General features: G+C 33.7%; 18 protein-coding genes. 7 read left to right on the plus strand and 11 right to left on the minus strand.

All coding sequences use genetic code 11. The features are described 5' to 3' along the window. Positions 1–42: 42 nt before the first annotated feature. Genes HYY52_00350 through HYY52_00360 form a run of 3 tightly spaced genes read right to left on the minus strand, consistent with a single transcriptional unit; the run spans position 43 to position 2868 of the window. Positions 43–1413 (minus strand): NAD(P)(+) transhydrogenase (Re/Si-specific) subunit beta, encoded by a 1371-nt coding sequence (locus tag HYY52_00350; GenBank protein ID MBI2995148.1) that lies wholly within the window; start codon positions 1411–1413, stop codon positions 43–45. Positions 1414–1430: 17 nt separating this feature from the next. After that, on the minus strand, positions 1431–1712 hold the full coding sequence (locus tag HYY52_00355; GenBank protein MBI2995149.1) for an NAD(P) transhydrogenase subunit alpha: 282 nt from the start codon (positions 1710–1712) through the stop codon (positions 1431–1433). 16 nt (positions 1713–1728) lie between these two features. Beyond that, positions 1729–2868 (minus strand): Re/Si-specific NAD(P)(+) transhydrogenase subunit alpha, encoded by a 1140-nt coding sequence (locus HYY52_00360; GenBank protein MBI2995150.1) that lies wholly within the window; start codon positions 2866–2868, stop codon positions 1729–1731. Positions 2869–3059: 191 nt separating this feature from the next. On the opposite strand from HYY52_00360, the gene HYY52_00365 reads away from it, so the two are divergent. The 3 genes from HYY52_00365 (at position 3060) to HYY52_00375 (ending at position 5540) form a co-directional block, all read left to right on the plus strand. After that, the gene (locus HYY52_00365) at positions 3060–3641 is read left to right on the plus strand and encodes a LexA family transcriptional regulator (protein ID MBI2995151.1); all 582 of its coding nucleotides are present in this window, start codon (positions 3060–3062) and stop codon (positions 3639–3641) included. Positions 3642–3776: 135 nt separating this feature from the next. Further along, positions 3777–4751 carry a hypothetical protein gene (locus HYY52_00370; GenBank protein ID MBI2995152.1) on the plus strand — a complete coding sequence of 325 codons (975 nt, stop codon included), beginning with the start codon at positions 3777–3779 and terminating at the stop codon, positions 4749–4751. A 60-nt stretch (positions 4752–4811) separates the two neighbouring features. Beyond that, positions 4812–5540: a L,D-transpeptidase gene (locus tag HYY52_00375; protein MBI2995153.1), complete on the plus strand. Its 729-nt coding sequence runs from the start codon at positions 4812–4814 to the stop codon at positions 5538–5540. On the opposite strand, the gene HYY52_00380 is transcribed toward HYY52_00375, so the two are convergent. Continuing rightward, positions 5494–6933, minus strand: coding sequence for a phosphoglucomutase/phosphomannomutase family protein (locus tag HYY52_00380; GenBank protein MBI2995154.1), 1440 nt, complete (start codon positions 6931–6933; stop codon positions 5494–5496). The two genes, HYY52_00375 and HYY52_00380, sit on opposite strands and share 47 nt — an antisense overlap. 48 nt (positions 6934–6981) lie before the next feature. Then, positions 6982–7281 (minus strand): response regulator transcription factor, encoded by a 300-nt coding sequence (locus HYY52_00385; GenBank protein ID MBI2995155.1) that lies wholly within the window; start codon positions 7279–7281, stop codon positions 6982–6984. A gap of 298 nt (positions 7282–7579) precedes the next feature. On the opposite strand from HYY52_00385, the gene HYY52_00390 reads away from it, so the two are divergent. Further along, entirely contained in the window at positions 7580–9214 is a 1635-nt protein-coding gene (locus HYY52_00390) for an NADPH-dependent assimilatory sulfite reductase hemoprotein subunit (protein ID MBI2995156.1), read from the plus strand. 78 nt (positions 9215–9292) lie between these two features. Here HYY52_00390 and HYY52_00395 read toward each other — a convergent pair whose 3' ends face one another. Next, the gene (locus HYY52_00395; protein MBI2995157.1) at positions 9293–9634 is read right to left on the minus strand and encodes a HEAT repeat domain-containing protein; all 342 of its coding nucleotides are present in this window, start codon (positions 9632–9634) and stop codon (positions 9293–9295) included. Further along, the gene (locus HYY52_00400; GenBank protein MBI2995158.1) at positions 9582–10388 is read right to left on the minus strand and encodes a hypothetical protein; all 807 of its coding nucleotides are present in this window, start codon (positions 10386–10388) and stop codon (positions 9582–9584) included. The genes HYY52_00395 and HYY52_00400 overlap by 53 nt, the downstream gene beginning before the upstream one ends. Positions 10389–10579: 191 nt before the next feature. Here HYY52_00400 and HYY52_00405 point away from each other — a divergent pair, with 191 nt between their 5' ends. From HYY52_00405 to HYY52_00415, 3 genes are read left to right on the plus strand one after another with little or no spacing between them, the layout of a single operon-like run. After that, positions 10580–10777, plus strand: a complete 198-nt coding sequence (locus tag HYY52_00405; GenBank protein MBI2995159.1) for a hypothetical protein — start codon at positions 10580–10582, stop codon at positions 10775–10777. Continuing rightward, the gene (locus tag HYY52_00410) at positions 10764–11021 is read left to right on the plus strand and encodes a type II toxin-antitoxin system RelE/ParE family toxin (GenBank protein ID MBI2995160.1); all 258 of its coding nucleotides are present in this window, start codon (positions 10764–10766) and stop codon (positions 11019–11021) included. The genes HYY52_00405 and HYY52_00410 overlap by 14 nt, the downstream gene beginning before the upstream one ends. A gap of 55 nt (positions 11022–11076) precedes the next feature. Beyond that, a complete protein-coding gene (locus HYY52_00415) occupies positions 11077–11298 on the plus strand; it encodes a hypothetical protein (GenBank protein ID MBI2995161.1) in 222 nt (73 codons plus the stop codon). A 23-nt stretch (positions 11299–11321) separates the two neighbouring features. Here the strand turns inward: HYY52_00415 and HYY52_00420 are convergent, their stop codons facing one another. The 4 genes from HYY52_00420 to HYY52_00435 all read right to left on the minus strand — a co-directional run. After that, positions 11322–12581 carry a hypothetical protein gene (locus HYY52_00420; protein MBI2995162.1) on the minus strand — a complete coding sequence of 420 codons (1260 nt, stop codon included), beginning with the start codon at positions 12579–12581 and terminating at the stop codon, positions 11322–11324. Positions 12582–12669: 88 nt separating this feature from the next. Further along, positions 12670–14181 (minus strand): SDR family oxidoreductase, encoded by a 1512-nt coding sequence (locus HYY52_00425; protein ID MBI2995163.1) that lies wholly within the window; start codon positions 14179–14181, stop codon positions 12670–12672. A gap of 10 nt (positions 14182–14191) precedes the next feature. Continuing rightward, complete coding sequence (locus HYY52_00430; GenBank protein MBI2995164.1) at positions 14192–14893, minus strand: hypothetical protein; 702 nt, start codon at positions 14891–14893, stop codon at positions 14192–14194. Between the two features lie 22 nt (positions 14894–14915). Next, a partial coding sequence (locus HYY52_00435) for a hypothetical protein (protein MBI2995165.1) occupies positions 14916–17145 on the minus strand: 2230 nt, incomplete at its 5' end.

Consider the following 17145-nt stretch of genomic DNA (forward strand, 5'->3'; position numbering starts at 1 on the left):
AATTATACACACTAATCTCTAAATCCAGCAAGTTAGCTTGTCTTATTTTAAAAGATTAACCAGCTTTACAATTGTATCTTTTGCATCACCAAAAAGCATCATGGTTTTTGGAAGTAAAAAAAGTTCATTTTCAATTCCTGCAAAACCTGGAGCCATAGAGCGTTTTAAGAATATAATTGTCTTTGCTTTTTCTACATCTAAAATTGGCATTCCATATATTGGACTTGCTGAATTATTTTTTGCAGCAGGGTTTGTTACATCATTTGCACCTACTACAAGTGCTACATCTGCTCTTTCAAACTCAGGGTTTACATCATCCATCTCATAAAGTTTTTCATAAGGCACATTTGCTTCAGCAAGCAGAATATTCATGTGTCCTGGCATTCTTCCTGCTACAGGATGAATTGCATATTTAACTTCTGCTCCTTTTTTTTCAAGCAGGTCTGCAAGTTCCCTTACATTATGCTGGGCTTGTGCAACTGCAAGTCCATATCCAGGTACAATAATTACTAAACTTGCATTTTCTAAAACAACAATTGCATCATCAGGTGTATATCCTTGGACGGTCTGTGTCTTTGATTTATCTATGCTGCTTAGATCTAACTTTCCAAATGCTCCAAACATAACATTTAACATTGAACGGTTCATTGCTTTGCACATGATTTGAGTAAGAATAATCCCTGATGCACCAACAAGTGAACCAGTAATAATTAAACAATAGTTAGATAAGATAAAACCAGCTGCACATCCTGCCATACCTGAATATGAATTTAATAAGCAAATTACAACTGGCATATCAGCCCCGCCAATTGGCAGAACTAAAAGTGCACCTAAGATAAAAGATATTACTCCAACTACAATAAACCAAATAAAATTTTCCGGATGAAAGCATAAATAACCTAATCCCCATACGATTGCAAAAAACTGAAATAAGTTTAATGTCTTTTGAAATGGATATGTAATTGGCTGCCCGCTAATAAAGCCTTCTAACTTTCCATAAGCCATTACACTTCCTGTAAAAGTTATTGCTCCAATGATTAAAGTTATTGTTGTAGTAGTAATGCCATATAAGGTTTGATTATTATAGTGGCTTATATACTCGGAAGTTGCTACTAGTGCTGATGCTAAACCGCCACAGCCATTTAAAAGACCTACCATTTGAGGCATCTGTGTCATTTTTACAGTAACAGACAAATATGCACCAATAGCTGAACCAATTAACAATCCAAGAAAAATATATTGGTAGCTAACAATATGTTTATCTATTAGCGTTGAACAAATTGCAATAAGCATACCTAGCGCAGAATAAAAATTCCCAGACCTTGCAGTTTTAGGTGAGCTTAACATTTTTAATCCAAGGATAAACAAAACTGCAGAAACCAGATAAGATAAGTTAATTAAATTTTCTTGCACTGTCTAATGCTCCAATTTCATTTTCTCTTAAACATTTTTAGCATTCTGTCCGTGACAGCATAACCACCAACTACATTTATCATTGCAAGTACAACTGCTGCAAGACCAACAAAGGTAGTTGTAGTGTTAACATCTCCTGTTGCAATTAATGCACCTACAACGGTAATTCCAGAAATTGCATTTGAACCAGACATAAGTGGTGTATGGAGAGTTGGTGGTACTTTTGAAATAACTTCAAAACCAATAAAAATTGCTAAGACAAAAATATAAATTGTAATTAAAAGTTCACCAAATGACATTTTTTATTCTCCAATTCTAACGTACTCCTGCAAGAAGATGTTTTATATTTTCTTGCAGAATCACACCCTTATGAGCAACCAATGCTCCTTTGTTTATTTCATCATTTAAATCAAAGTTTAACTGTCCATTTTTTACAAGGTGTGCAATTACACTTTCCATATTTTTTGAAAACATTTGACTTGCATGATTTGGCATTGTTGAAGGAAGATTTAAAAGTCCACTAATAGTTACGCCATCTTTAACTATTGTTTTACCAAGCTCAGTAACTTCACAATTTCCACCTTGATCAACTGCTAGATCCACAATTATTGCTCCTGCTTGCATTTCTTTTACCATAGCTTCTGTAATTAATATTGGTGCTCTTTTACCTGGGATTTGAGCAGTTGTAATTACCACGTCTGATTTTTTAACATGCTTTCCAATTAACTCTAATTCTTTTTGGTGAAGTTCTTTTGAAATTTGTTTAGCATAACCACCTTCACCTTCAGTTTTTTCACTACCTAAATCAAGTTCAACAAATCTTGCACCTAAACTTTCTGTTTGTTCTTTTACTACTGGTCTTGTATCAAAAGCTTCAACAACTGCACCCAGCCTTTTAGCAGTAGCAATTGCTTGAAGGCCAGCAACACCAGCACCAATAATAAAAACTTTTGCAGGTGCAATTGTACCTGCTGCTGTCATAAGCATTGGGAAAAACTTTGGTAAGTGATTTGCTGCTATTAGAACAGCTTTGTAACCACTAATAGTACTCATTGAACTTAAAACATCCATGCTCTGGGCTCGTGTTATTCTAGGAATGCTGTCTAATGAAAATGCTGTTATCTTTTTGGTAGTTAATTTTTTTAAGGTATCTATGTTTATTGTTGCTTGTAGTATTGAAACTAGTGCTGCCTCTTCTTTCATTAAACCAATTTCATTAAACTCTGGCTTTCTTACTTTTATTATTAAGTCAGATGTAGAATAAAGCAAATCTGTATCTTTAATAATTTTTGCACCTGCTTCTTCATATTCTTTATCACTAAAAAAAGAAGCTTCACCTGCACCAGATTCAACCTGAACTTCGATACCTTTTTGAGTAATTTTTTTTATGCTTTGAGGTACAAGTGCAACTCTTGTTTCATTTCCTTGTATTTCATTAGGAATACCTATCTTCATAATCGAATATAATTATAAATGTCAAAGCAATTTTTTAGGCAGAATATAATTTATAAATAGCAAATATAGGTTTTGTGTGATTTACTCACCAAAACCGGTCTTGCAAGATAGGAGCGACCCAAGGAAGGTTCAGCTTGTCTGAACCTATATAAAAAGGAACCTTTGTACGTTTGTACAAGTCTATAGCTTAAATGCTAGCTACACTCACCGAAAATCAAAATAATTTTCTTTTAGCACTTAAAAAGCAATACAGAAAAAATCCTTTGCCTTCAATGAGACAAATTGCTGAGGATTTAAATTTTAAGTTTCACAATTCTGTACAACATTATTTGGAGACTCTTATGTTTAGTGGAGTAGTTAAAAAAATTGATAATTTTTTATTCCTAGATAAAAAACTCTTTTGCTTGAAAATTTATGATTCAAGAATTCCTGCTGGTCATCCAGCTCTTGCTGAAGAAAGCTATGAAATATTTGACTTTGAAAACTATATGAGAGCTGATAATGAGAGAACTTTTATGCTTAAAGTTGCAGGAGATTCAATGACCCTTGCTGGAATATATGATGGAGATCTGATTCTAGTTGACAAAAAAATTCAGCCAACTCATGGATTAATTGTTGTTGCTCTCATAGATGGTGGTTACACTGTTAAATACTTAAGACGAAAAGCAGGAAAGTTTTATTTAAAGTCTGCTAATCCTGCATATAAAGATATTTATCCTGAAAGTGAGTTTAAGATTGTAGGCGTAGTTACAGGATCAGTCAGGAAATTTTAAAATTTAATTGAGAACTATCAATATTTCTTGTGTATTACTACTGCTTTTATATCATTTACTATAATCTTCACTAGAAGTCTACATTGAAACCTTAAAAGATTTGTAGGCGTCAATAATTATTAAAGGAGAAATGAAATGAAATGCTTGAATATTTTTTTATCAATGCTTTTAGTTAGTCAATTTATTGTTTTACCTGCTTGTGCCAGGCCGGGTGAATCCTTAAGTCAAGTACTTGAAAAATTTAGTCTAACAGGACAAGAACCAGTAAACCAAGGTGAATATATTTCTTATAAAGTAAGTGACACAAAATTTGTTTCACAACCCACAGTATTTTTTAAAATAGGTGCAAAAGGAATTATACTTGAGGAAAATTTTCTTTTTGACAAGAACACAGTTCATGAAAAAGATGTCCAAAGATCAAAAAGCGACATAAGACCAGCAGTTAGCATTCCACATCATACTTACTTGGTTGGTGATTTTTCACAACTTCCTAGAGAACAGTTTGATACTAAGAGTAAAGTAGTTGGTGCAATTGCAGCTCCTTTCGGACTAGCAGCAGGGACTGTAGCTGGTGCTGGTAAGGGCTTATATGAAGGTACAAAGATTGGTGTTAAAACTGCTGATTCAGCTAGCCGTGCATTAGGTGGAGATGTTTCAGGCAAAGCAGGAGCATGGGCTTCTTCAGCTACAGCAGTTGTTACTGGAGCTGTAACTGGGCTCTTTGCTGGTTTTACAGGTGGTGCAGTTGAAGGTTCTGTACGTGGAGCAAGAGTAGCTATAGAAGGAATAAGCGGTGCCGACAGAGAAATCACTGATGCAACACCAGTAGTAGATTCTCAGTATGTAATTATTGGTGGAAGAATTGGAAAAGAACTAACCCTTAATGAGCAAAAATCACTATTAGACGAACTGTCTAAATTAGAACAAAGTCGTTTAGCAGGAGGACAAGATACTGGTACAGAAGACTTAGCAAAATTAGATAAGGGTAAACCCGTTGCCCAAGAAGCTTTAAAAGCTTTTGATTCAGCTAAAGAAAAAGCTCCTTTTGATGTAGATTCAAACTACCTCCCTGAAGATGCAGTAAATAAAAACGTAGCTGGGATGTGGTGAGGGCTAGAAATTAGAGAATTGGAGAATTAGAAGAAGCCATAGTTGTGGAATAATATAAACATGAAAAAAGTAATTCTTCCTTTATTGTGTTTTCTTGTTTTTTTAAATTTCTTACCTGCTTTTTCTTTACGTACACTTAACCAAAGATATGAATTAGTTTTAAATGTCGCAGCTAAAAAACTTTCACTTTACAGTGGCAGAAAATTAGTAAAAGAATACCCGGTAGGTGTTGGTACTTCTCTTACACCTACTCCACTTGGTGATTTTAAAATTGTAAGAAGAATATATAATCCATCCTGGGTAAATCCATACAGGCAGTCAAAGGTTATTGCACCTGGTGAAACAAATCCAATTGGGCAATATTGGCTTGGGTTTGCAATGAATAAAAAAAACCAGGAATTTGGCTTTCATGGGACTTCTGATTTAAGCTCTGTTGGAAAAGCAAGTACTCATGGCTGTATAAGAATGTATTCTGAAGATATAAAAGAACTTTTTAATCTTGTAAGTGTTAACATACCATTGCATGTAATTTATAATCCAATAGAAGTAAAAGAATTCCAAAATAAACTTTTTGTAAGAGCTCATCCGGATATTTATAACTATATGACTGATGAGGAATATATTAAATTTGCAAGAAACCAATTAAGTGGTGCAAACTTAGTAAAAGAACAAAATCTTTATAAAGCAATTGAAAGTAAAGATGCAAAAGATTATTTTATTGGCTGGACAGGTGCTGAACAACTTAATGAACAAGATGCTGGGCCTGTAGGGAAGGGCAAATTAAACTAAATAAGGACTCTCCAGTTTTTAAATTCTCAACTACATTATTTTTGCTTTTAGCTTCACTGTAAATTCTAAGCAGTGGCTCAGTCCCTGATGCCCTAAACAAAAGCCAGCTATCATCTTCAAATATTAATTTTGTGCCATCAAGAGTTTGGACCTCTTTTACTTTTAGATTATTGACTTCTTTAGGTGGACTTGACTTTATTTTTTCTACAAAGTCTTTTCCCATTTTAGTTTTAGGTATGTGTAAGTCAATCCTGTCATAGTAAAACTCACCAAACTTTTTATGTAATTGTTCTATTAATTTACTTGGTTTTAAACCAAATGAATTTACTGCTTCTAGTAAAAGCAGTGCATTAAATATTCCATCTCTCTCAGGCATGAAGTGTAGCTTACAGCCGATTCCGTTTGCTTCTTCTCCACCTATCAAGATGTTGTCTTTTAACATTAAATCAGCAATGTGTTTAAATCCAATAGGTACTTCATAAAGTTTTAAGCCATATTTTTGTGCCATCTTTTTTACAAGAACGCTTTGAGAAAAAGTAATTACTACTCCACCTGATAATTTTTTCTTTTCTACCAAGTAATAAAGAAGCAAAGATAAAATTTTGTGAGTGTTGATATATTCACCATTTTCATCAATTGCACCTACACGATCTGCATCTCCATCTGTAGCTAAACCAATGAATGCTCTATTTTTTATAACTTCTTCAGACAAAGGTAAAAGCTGTGGCATCATTGGCTCTGGATTTATTCCACCAAAATTTACATCTCTTTCTCTTCTTATGGTTTTAACTTTAATTTTCCCATCACTTAAAAAACTTTCAATGTAATTTCCTCCTGTACCATGCATAGAATCAATAATGACTGTTTCATTTATATTTTTTAGTTTTTCAATATCAAGAGTTTGTTTTATGTAACTAATGTAATCTTTAGATGGATCAATGGTTTTATAATTATTTATTTGTAGTAAAGGTGTTGCATGCAATATCTCTAATCTTTTTTCAATCTTGTTTGTATAGTCTTTACTTGCAGAGCAGCCACCTGGCATTTTAACCTTAAAACCTGAAAACTCAGGTGGATTGTGACTTGCAGTAATAACAATTCCTCCTAGGGCATTATTCTTCTTTACATCAAAAGAAATCATTGGAGTAGGAACATCTTGATTATAAAGATTTACATTTAAGCCTTTAGCAGAAAATATTGTTGCAACTCTTTCAGCAAATTCTTTTCCTAAAAACCTTCTGTCATATCCAATAAAAACAAGATTATTTATATCTGATTTATATTTTAAGTCTTCTAAAAATTGTTCTGCACATGCTATAGATACTAAACTTATATTTTCAAAGGTAAAGTCTTTTGCTATTACTCCTCTCCAGCCATCAGTACCAAATTTTATTTCAGAACCCACAAGTACATATATTAGCACTAGTAAGTTTCCATTTTTTTATAATGTTGTTTTTAGTTCTTCTTTTATTTCACCATTGCTAGTTTTGAAGTTTAATAATCCAGCATAAATAGCAATAGCAGTAGCTTGTGATCTGTTTGAGATATTTAGCTTTGTAAAAATGCTGGAGATATGATTTCTAACAGTAGAAGGACTTAACATTAATGCTTGTGAAATTTCTTTGTTAGTCTTTCCCTGGGCCAGATGAACCAAAATCTCTTTCTCTCTGTTTGTAATAGGAAGTTCAGTAAGCCTATTTACAAATCCTAAATCTATCAGATTATTTTCTTTTATAACCATAATTACCTCTCCTTTAATTTTTTTATAATCAGTGAGCTTTTGATACTAAGATGCTAAGGTCATTTGCTTAAGAACAGACTAAGGATTTATACCCGAGTGAATATTCTCACTACCTTACTTAGAAAAATAATTTACACAAATCAAAAAAAAACTCTCTGGAAACAACTAACCTGTTAGTAAGCTGTTAGAGATTTTAGAATTAAAAGATATGAGAAATTTAACCTATTGAAAAATTGTTTTGTTTGATCTGTAGACATGTATTAAGATTTTATTAAGGGTACGATAGAATTAATTTATTATGCCTGATGAAAATCCTGAGCATACAAAAGAAGAAATAATAAAAGGAAGTAGTAATTATTTACGTGGAGACATAAAAGAAGAACTATCAAAAGATACATCACATTTTAAAGAGGAAACCACAAAAGTATTAAAGTTTCATGGTATTTACCAACAAGACAATCGTGATACAAGAATGCAAAGAGTATCTCAAAAAATAGATAAAGAATATATGTTTATGATCCGTACTAAACTTCCTGGGGGACAATTAACAGGAGAACAATATCTTGGTTTAAATTCAATTTGTGATAAATATTCAAATCAAACCCTACGTATTACAACAAGACAAACAATTCAGTTCCACGGTGTTATAAAAGGAGATTTAAACAAGACATTAAATGAAATCAATCAAAGCCTAGTAATTACTTATGGATCCTGTGGTGATACAGTTAGAAATGTAACAGCATGTCCAGTATGTGATATAGATCCAGATTGTTCAATAAATTTAAATAAGCTTGCACAAGAAATCTCAAATCATTTTTTACCAAAGTCCAGAGCATATTATGAAATTTGGATTGATGGAGAGAAAAATACTGGGATAGAACAAGAACCACTGTATGGTAAAACTTATTTACCAAGGAAATTTAAAATAGGACTAGCATTGCCACATGATAATTGTGTTGATGTTTTTATACAGGATGTTGGTGTGGTAGGGATTTGCCATGACAAATCCCTATGGGGTTTTAACATCCTAGTAGGTGGAGGACTTGGTTACACTCATAAGAAACCAGAAACATTTCCAAGGTTAGGTAGTGAATTATGTTTTGTTACACCTGAAAGATTAATTAAAACTCTTGAAAAAATTGTAACTATCCATAGGGATTATGGTGGAAGAGTAAATAGAAAACATGCAAGATTGAAATATTTAATTGAAGATAAAGGAATAAATTGGTTTAGAACAAAATTAGAAAGTCGTACAGGATCTAAATTAGAACCTTTTAAAAAAATACAAAATTATAATGTCTATGATCATTTAGGGTGGCATAATCAGAAATCAGATTTGTGGTATCTAGGATTATTTATAGAAAATGGAAAGATATGTGATTCTGACAAGAGAAAAATAAAAACCGGATTAAAAGAAATAGTTGAAAAGTTTAGTCCAGATATTCGATTAACTCCACAGCAAAATATAATACTTGCAAATATAAAAGAAGAGCACAAAGATGAGATAAATAAAATCATAGAGAAATATAAAATTTACACCGTGGAAAATGTTTCTAACTTAAGAAGGAACTCAATGGCATGTCCTGCTTTGCCAACATGTGGACTAGCCCTTGCTGAAGCTGAGAGAGCCTTGCCTAGTATTATTGATGAACTTGAAAAACTTGGCTATGGAGAAGAGATGCTTTCACTTCGGATGAGCGGTTGTCCAAACTCCTGCTCGCGCACCCCAATGGCTGAACTTGGAATAATTGGAATAAGTACAAATAGATACAATATTCATGCAGGTGGAAATTTTGAAGGAACAAGGTTAAATAAAATCTGTAAAGAAAATATTCTAGGTAAAAGTGTTGTATCTGAAATAGCAAGATTGCTTGAAACCTACAGAGAGAAACGTAACCCGAATGAAAGATTTGGGGATTTTTACCAAGATTAAATATTTTTAGCTCTACTTCTCTCAAGCCACTTTCAGTTAGCTATAAAAAGTGGGAAACACATGTGACTACCTGCTTTGTCAGGCAGGTTCTTCAATTTCAAAGATAGCCCATTGTGCTTCAACTTGAACCCAAAGATCTTCAGCCATTATTTTTTCTCTTAAATGAGGAATTGCATGGATGGCATTTTTTCCTAATGCTTTAATAGAAGCCTCAGATACTTTAACGACTTCATCTTCTTTATCTGATAAAGCAGTAATTAATCCTTTTATTATTTGTTCATCAAAAATTTTTGACTTGCCAAGAATCAAAGCTGCTTTACGACGTACTTCAGCCTTACTATTGGTAGTTAGAGCGGTTAATAATCTTTTAACTACTCGGGGGCAAGCCCCCGAGATCGCCGTTGGCGGTTTCGACTGTATTTGGACTTTTTCTTCTTAATCTTTCTAAAAGTGCAAACTCAGCAGCATGACTAGTTATTTTATCTTCATTTCCTAATTGCTCAATTAAAAAATTATCTCCATTAAAAGATATTATTTTTTCAAGAGTACCTCCAAATCTAGAAGCATCGATTCTCTTACTTAGAACTTCTATAACATTGTTTGCCAATGAACTATCAATCCTTATAATTGCATAGGCAGCTTCTAGAGCAACATTGCAATCTTTATCGTTTAATGCATTTACTAAATCATTTTTTGATTCTCCTATCTCATCAATATATCCTAAAGCAGAAGCTGACATGTAACGTACAGGTTGAACAGCACACTTAGTCATTGCTGTTTGTAATATAGGGATAGTCTCTGAAGCTTCTTTTCCAATTTCTCTTACAGCAAGAGCAATTGCATAACAAGTATAGATTGACTTAAAATCTTTTGGATTTTCTTTTAGCCTTGCAAGAGATAAATTAAAATTGTTTGTTAATACTGGAACTACAATGCTTGTATATTTTTTCCCAAGTAAGGCAAGTGCATATGCTCCTGAATAACGAAGTGGACGATTAGGTCCATTTGGTGGATCATCTGCAACATCTTGATTTTTAATAGCATGATCAATTAATGCTTGAGCTGCTTCACTTGCATCATCTTTTTCTATATTTCTACTATCATATGTTGCTTGCAACTTTACTTCTAAAGTAGGAGCTCTCAGATTAGGAATAAGATTAATTGCAGTAAGCATTTTTACCTTGTTTAAAACACTCGAAACAAACTAATTAATTTTAACTTAATACTAGAAAGAGTAAAATCTGTAAAGTTCTAAAATCATTGTGCTCTTATAACTAAACCACCTTCACTGGCATATTTACATCAACGAGGTGGGAAACATCGTTAACTAGGCCTTCAAATTCATAAAGACAGTATAATAAAGACATGAGTGCACAGAAAAAAATCAGATACATTTACGATGACAAAGGCAATAAGACTGATGTCATTATTCCTATTAACAAGTATGAAAATTTACTTGAAGATTTAGCTGACTTACAGGCAATTGAAGATCGTAGACATGAAAAATCTATCCCATTTGAAGAAGTAAAAAAGAGATTCTACAAAAAAAATGGGAAAGTATGATATTTCGTTTAAACCTGTTGCGGAAAAAGAATTAAGCGCAATACCCACAAAATTTGCTGAACAAATTATTAGAAAGATAGATTTACTAACAAGTGCTCCAAGACCAATGGGTGTTAAAAAACTTAAAAATGATACCAGTTACCGTATTAGAGTAGGAATGTACAGAGTAATTTATGAGATTGATGATAAAAACAAAATAGTAACGGTTTATAAAATCAGGCATAGAAAAGATGTTTATAGATAGGACTTTATTTTATAAGCTCAGCTTATATATCTCAAGGTATACTAGAAAACACTACATGAAGATTTTACAAAGTAAAAAAACATTTTTTTCTCTCATATTACTTTCTTTTTTCTTTAATTTTTTACCTTTAGGTGCCAAATCAAATTTCAAGTCACCAGTTTTAAACTCTACAGATCTTGCTTTCAATGGTTCTGTAAATGCTATAGCTGTAGATGAAATGACTGGTATTGTTTATGTAGGTGGGGATTTTACTAAAGTAGGAAATACCGTTAACTAGGTCTCCACCAAGTTTAATGAAAATTAAAACCTTCGTTGTTCTATATTAATTTCAGTGAGTCTGTTTATTACATCATCTCCTGTATACACTTTTATAGAGGAAGGATCTTTTATCTCACCTCTTATTATTTTCAGTGCTAGCTTATATGCATCTTCCCATGAATCGCTATCCCTACCACCTATTTTTAAATTATCAATTTCATAAAGAACCACTTTACTATCTTCAATCTTTGCTAAAAATCCTTTTTTTAATTTTGTGCCCGACAATTCATGTTCTTCATCAAATAGATTTCTAACTCTTAATGGAAATACAAACTTTCTTAACTCTTTAGCTTCTTGATCATTTAAGCTACCTAGCTTTTGCAGGTCAATGCTACATCCTGAAAAGTCTCTAAACCAAAGATAGTGATTTATGTAGCTAGATCTGTTAAGCAATGTCTCTTCGTCTTTTAGATAAGGAGTAAAATTACCATTGGTAGTAAATCTTACAGCTTCAATTTCATCAAGGGTAAAGTAACTTAGCTTCCACACAATTAAAGGTACTTCTATAGCAATACCTAGGCCAGTTGCTCTCTCTTTATTTTTCCTTCCCCAAGATCCAATAGTCGTAAACTCTAAATTGTCTACTGATGCTCCTCTTGCAGCTCTTTCCCCAGAACCATGTGTCCCTGTAGTAAATGAATATGGAAGCTCTATTGTTAAACTGTTAGTTACTTCTCTACCCTCTTTTTGAAGTGCATCAACTAGTTGCGTATATTTATATCTATAATAATCAGAACCAAATCGATCTCCAAATTCTTTAGAGCCTTCATATGCACCAGGCCTTAAAATTATTTCAACACCTTTTACTACATGAGGAAAGTTATATATTCCTCTATATATAAACATATGTAGTTTTTCAATAAGTTCATTCTTTTCTTGTTCAGATTTAGCAGAACGAAGATTATTTAAAATATCTTCCAAATACTTGTTCAATCCTTTTACACCTGCTTCATTAAAAATTTGGATGTATTCTAAATCTGTGGCTAAATTTTTTAAAGCATCTTTAGAATCAGATAAATATAAACCATCGTATGGAAACTGGGTCAGAGTATTTCTTAAAGCTATTAAATCTGCAGTAGTAATATTTGGGTGTAACCTTGGCAAAGTAGTAACTTTTTTTGCTGTTGGACTTTTAGCCCCAAAAGAATTTTCTAACTTAGAAACCGCATCTAATGTGTTATTTACCCTGGATACAATTTGAGCAACACTAGCAGGTTTTTGAGTAGTTGATGTTACAAACACTTTCTTTAATACTCCTTAACTGGTTAAAAAACTGATTAAAATATTCTATCATTCAATAAATTAGAGAGATTCAATTTTAATAATTTTTTTAGGAAGAGTAAAAATTAGTAACTAATCTTGGTCCGTCTATGATTTTTTTTCTTGTAGCTTTTGCAATCCCTCTAAGCATTCCATTAAATATAAGATTATGTAGTGGTGTCACAGAATTCCAGTAAGCAATTCCACCAAACCCGTTTGGAATAAACCTTGCTGTTTGTACTAGTTTAGTCTTGTTTTCATCTATTTTATTAAGTTCAAACTCTAGTACTGCTTCACCTGGTAATTTCATTTCTGCTACAAGCAGTATTTTTTTTGCATGTTCAACATTTATTACTCTCCAGAAGTCAAGTACATCACCTGCTCTTAGTTCTACAGGATGTCTGCGTCCTCGATTTGGACCTACACCTCCAAAGAAAAGATCTAATAATCCACGAAATTGCCACAACCAATCCCCATAGTACCAACCAGTTGCACCTCCTATTCTAATAAGTGGCCGCCATACTTCATCTGGGCTTCCATCAATAATAATGTAACGTTTGTCTTCGTATGTTGTTCCACCAGCCCAAACAGGATCACCTTCATAGTTCCATTCAGGATGTGAGATTATTCCTGCATCTGTCCAGCTGGTTTCTACTTGTTGTTGCTTTAGTCTTTCAAGTGCTAGTCTAATTGCTTCTCTACAACTTAATAATTTTTGTGGAATAATTTTTGTAATTCTATTATCTCGGCAGACTACTGGATTCCGTAAACCTTCTACAAGTGGCTTGCTAATAACAGCTGGAACAGGAGTTATTAAATTAATCCAATATGAACTTAGTACTGGTGTAAGTGCTGGAAGTGAAATAATCCAGCGTTTTTTAAGGTGTGCCTCCTCTGCATAAATTTCCATTAGTTTTTGGTAAGAAAGAACATCAGTGCCGCCAATATCAAAAGTCTTTCCACTTGTTTCCTCATGGTTTAAACAACTAATTAAATATTCAAGTACATTTCTAATTCCAATTGGTTGACATGGTGTTTGCAGCCAATGAGAAGAAATAATAACTGGTAAGCGATCTACTAAATACCGTAATATCTCAAATGATGCAGAGCCGGAACCAATAATCATTGCTGCACGTAATACTGTTACTTTTACTTGGCCTGATTGTAATATCCTTCCAACTTCAGCTCTTGATTTTAAATGCTTACTGAGATAAGGATTTTCTTCTCCGAGCCCGCCAAGATAAATAATTCGATCTAGCCCATGTGCTTCACTAGCTGCAACCGTGTTTTGAGCAGCTTGCTTATCAGCATGTTCAAAATCCTCTTGCTCGGGGCTCATAGAATGAATTAAGTAATAAGCAACTGAACATCCGCTTAATGCTTGAGTAAGAGACTCTAAATTTAAAGCATTAAAAGTTACTAGTTCAACATTTGGATGGTTTGCCCATTCTCTGCTTTTTAATTTATCTAGCGATCTACTTCCTGCTTTAACTTTGTATCCCGCATTAAGTAATCTTGGTACTAATCTTCCACCAACATATCCAGTAGCTCCAGTTACTAATATTTTTTCTTGAACATTCATTAATGTTGATTTATTTTAAGCTAAAAATTCTAGAAAGTTCAATTACAAATCCATTGTCACCATTAGCTTTATTATTTGGTATTTGATATCCAGCCCACAAGGTAATATTTTTAGGAAAGCCATAATAAAAGCCAGGGATTAAAAATCCATTAGCATGTTTCCCTGAATGATAATCCATAATTATGCCAAATCTTTTTGTAATAGGCTGCTCAACTCCAGCAATATATGAAACAAAATCTCTTCCAAACAATGTGGTTGTTCCAACTAAAACACCAGAAGTAAGTCTTGTTTTAATCTTTGGCAACCGTGTGCTCAAATGAGAGTAAAAGTATCCTCCTACACCATTACCTCTAAGTGAAACAGGAACTATATTTCCAAAAGTAAATTTTGTTTCGCTTTCTTTATGAACTGGCAGTGCTGTTTTAAATCCAATACCAAGTGTTTCATTTTTTACATTATTTGTTCCAACACCAAACAAAGTTAAATCAAGTTCAGTATATTTTCCTACTCCAAGCGATGCATAATTAGTAAACAAACCAAAGTCTCCTGAGAACTGGCTTTCATGCTGAATAAATATTTGTCCTTTTTCAAGTACATCAGCAGAAGGTACATTAAATATAGTTTGCTGAGCATATACTTGGTTACAAAAAAACAAAATATAAATTGCTGATATAAAAGAAATTATCAAGTAGTTTTTTCTACTAATAAACATAAGAACTTTTGATAACAGATTGTTACTTCTTCTTGCAGATATCAGGTACAAGATCTTCGTTCTCATCTATGTCAATAACTGAGAGGATGATACTTATAGCCTCATCAACTATTTCACGGAACTCAGTAACTACGTCTTCTGGGATGCAGCTTGAACTTGAAGTGCTATCTTCACTACAGCTAAGTGCGTCTACTTCATCTACTACGGATATTAAGTCATCTGTAGAAAGAATTGTATCATCACCACAATTTTCTCCACCAAATCTAATTTGGTTTCTTATTTCTTTTATAATGGAGAGAATCTTCTTAGCTAAAGGTCTAGCAATTCTAGATGACTTTGAAAGCTTATTTCTTGCAAGGATTAAATTTCTTAGTGCTTTATTGATTTGTGCTATTCCTGAAGAAGGATCTATTTTAATTGTTCTTGTACAATCTTCTTTAGTAACTGCACAGCTTCCATCAGAACATCTAACTGGCTTTTCATCAGGACAAAGCTCTGACTTTGGACAACTGTCTTTAGTTACTACACAAAATCCATTTGCACATTTAATAGGAATGTCAGGTGGACATGGACAGTCTGATGGATTACTTACACAACTTCCATCCAGACATCTAATTTGATCTTCTTTACAAATTGATGTGCAATCTTCTTTGTTCTTTGCACAAAGACCATTTGGACAACGTACTGGGATTTCAGGTGGGCATGAGCACTCTAAAGAAGTAGTTGCACAACTTCCATCAGGACATCTAATCTGGCCTTCTAAACAATCTACCGGACAATTTTCTTTAACATTTGTGCAAAGACCGTTTGGACATTTTACTGGTATATCTGGTGGGCATGGGCACTCTGAAAAATTACTTACACAACTTCCATCAAAACATCTGATTTGATTTAGTGGACATTTTTTAGTACATTTTTCAGCACTTGCTACACAAAATCCGTTCTCACACTTAAATGGAGCATTTTGTGGACAAGGACAATCTGCAAAATTAGGCTTACAATTCCCATCTAAACATTTAACTTGGCCTGGTGGACAAGAAGAATCACAGTCTTTCTCATTCTTAACACAAAAACCGCTAGGGCACCTAAATGGTGTACTTGGTGGACAAGCACAATCTGAAAAGTTAGAGACACACTTTCCATCAAAACATTTAAACTCATTTGGTGCACAAGCAAAAGAACAGTCAAGTTTTTTCTTTACACAAAGTCCGCTTGGACATTTAATAGGTGAACTGATAGGACAAGGACAATCTGAGAGTTTGGATACACAACTACCATCTGGACATTTAAATTCGTTAGGTGAGCAAAAGGATGTACAGTCCTTTTTAGATATAACACAAAATCCATTAGGACACCTTATTGGAATATTTGGTGGACAAGGACATTCTGAAAAGCTATTTACGCAGCTTCCGTCAAAACACTTTACTTGAGTTTCTAAACAAGTAGAAGTACAGTTTTCTTTGGTTTTTGTACAAAGTCCATTTGGGCAACGTATAGGAATTTCTGGTGGACATGAGCACTCTAAAAAGTTAGTTACACAAATTCCATCTGGACACTTAATGGGTTTTTCTATTGTACATTGCTGTGGCTTTGAACACTCTGATATTTTAGCTACACAAGAATCATCAAAACATTTAATTGGTTTTTCTTTTGGACAGCCTCCAATATTTTGACAATCTAAAGCAGTGAGAGCACATGAGCCGTCAGGACACTTAATTGGTTTTTCTTTTGGACAGCCTCCAACACCTTGACAATCTAAATGACAATCTAAAGCAGTAAGAGCACATGAGCCGTCAGGACACTTAATTGGTTTTTCTTTTGGACAGCCTCCAACACCTTGACAATCTAAAGCAGTAAGAGCACATGAACCATCCGGACACCTAATTGGTTTTTCTTGTGGACAATTTCCAGGACATGAAGATAAAGTTGCAGTACATGTACCGTCAGAACAACGAATAGGAGTAGCAGCAGGACATGGGCAACTTGCTTGGGTTACTGCACATGTTCCATCTGAACAACGAATAGGAGTTGCAGTTGGACAAGTACCTGTTGAAGGACAACTTGCTTGTGCTACTGCACAAGTGCCGTCAGAACAACGAATAGGAGTTGCAGCAGGACATGGGCAACTTGCTTGGGTTACTGCGCATGTTCCATCTGAACAACGAATAGGAGTTGCAGTTGGACATGTACCTGTTGAAGGACAACTTGCTTGTGCTACTGCACAAGTGCCGTCAGAACAACGAATAGGAGTT

This window comes from Candidatus Melainabacteria bacterium (genome assembly GCA_016193285.1).
In the GTDB taxonomy this organism is placed as follows: Bacteria; Cyanobacteriota; Vampirovibrionia; order 2-02-FULL-35-15; family 2-02-FULL-35-15; genus JACPSL01.

What these genes read in the sequence shown, in the direction of transcription:
- HYY52_00415 (MBI2995161.1), top strand. Translation starts at nt 11,077, where the DNA reads ATGAAGATTTTACAAAGTAAAAAAACATTTTTTTCTCTCATATTACTT.
- HYY52_00385 (MBI2995155.1), bottom strand. Translation starts at nt 7,281, where the DNA reads ATGGTTATAAAAGAAAATAATCTGATAGATTTAGGATTTGTAAATAGG.
- HYY52_00405 (MBI2995159.1), top strand. Translation starts at nt 10,580, where the DNA reads ATGAGTGCACAGAAAAAAATCAGATACATTTACGATGACAAAGGCAAT.
- HYY52_00360 (MBI2995150.1), bottom strand. Translation starts at nt 2,868, where the DNA reads ATGAAGATAGGTATTCCTAATGAAATACAAGGAAATGAAACAAGAGTT.
- HYY52_00390 (MBI2995156.1), top strand. Translation starts at nt 7,580, where the DNA reads ATGCCTGATGAAAATCCTGAGCATACAAAAGAAGAAATAATAAAAGGA.
- HYY52_00425 (MBI2995163.1), bottom strand. Translation starts at nt 14,181, where the DNA reads ATGAATGTTCAAGAAAAAATATTAGTAACTGGAGCTACTGGATATGTT.
- HYY52_00410 (MBI2995160.1), top strand. Translation starts at nt 10,764, where the DNA reads ATGGGAAAGTATGATATTTCGTTTAAACCTGTTGCGGAAAAAGAATTA.
- HYY52_00400 (MBI2995158.1), bottom strand. Translation starts at nt 10,388, where the DNA reads ATGCTTACTGCAATTAATCTTATTCCTAATCTGAGAGCTCCTACTTTA.
- HYY52_00370 (MBI2995152.1), top strand. Translation starts at nt 3,777, where the DNA reads ATGAAATGCTTGAATATTTTTTTATCAATGCTTTTAGTTAGTCAATTT.
- HYY52_00355 (MBI2995149.1), bottom strand. Translation starts at nt 1,712, where the DNA reads ATGTCATTTGGTGAACTTTTAATTACAATTTATATTTTTGTCTTAGCA.
- HYY52_00365 (MBI2995151.1), top strand. Translation starts at nt 3,060, where the DNA reads ATGCTAGCTACACTCACCGAAAATCAAAATAATTTTCTTTTAGCACTT.
- HYY52_00430 (MBI2995164.1), bottom strand. Translation starts at nt 14,893, where the DNA reads ATGTTTATTAGTAGAAAAAACTACTTGATAATTTCTTTTATATCAGCA.
- HYY52_00375 (MBI2995153.1), top strand. Translation starts at nt 4,812, where the DNA reads ATGAAAAAAGTAATTCTTCCTTTATTGTGTTTTCTTGTTTTTTTAAAT.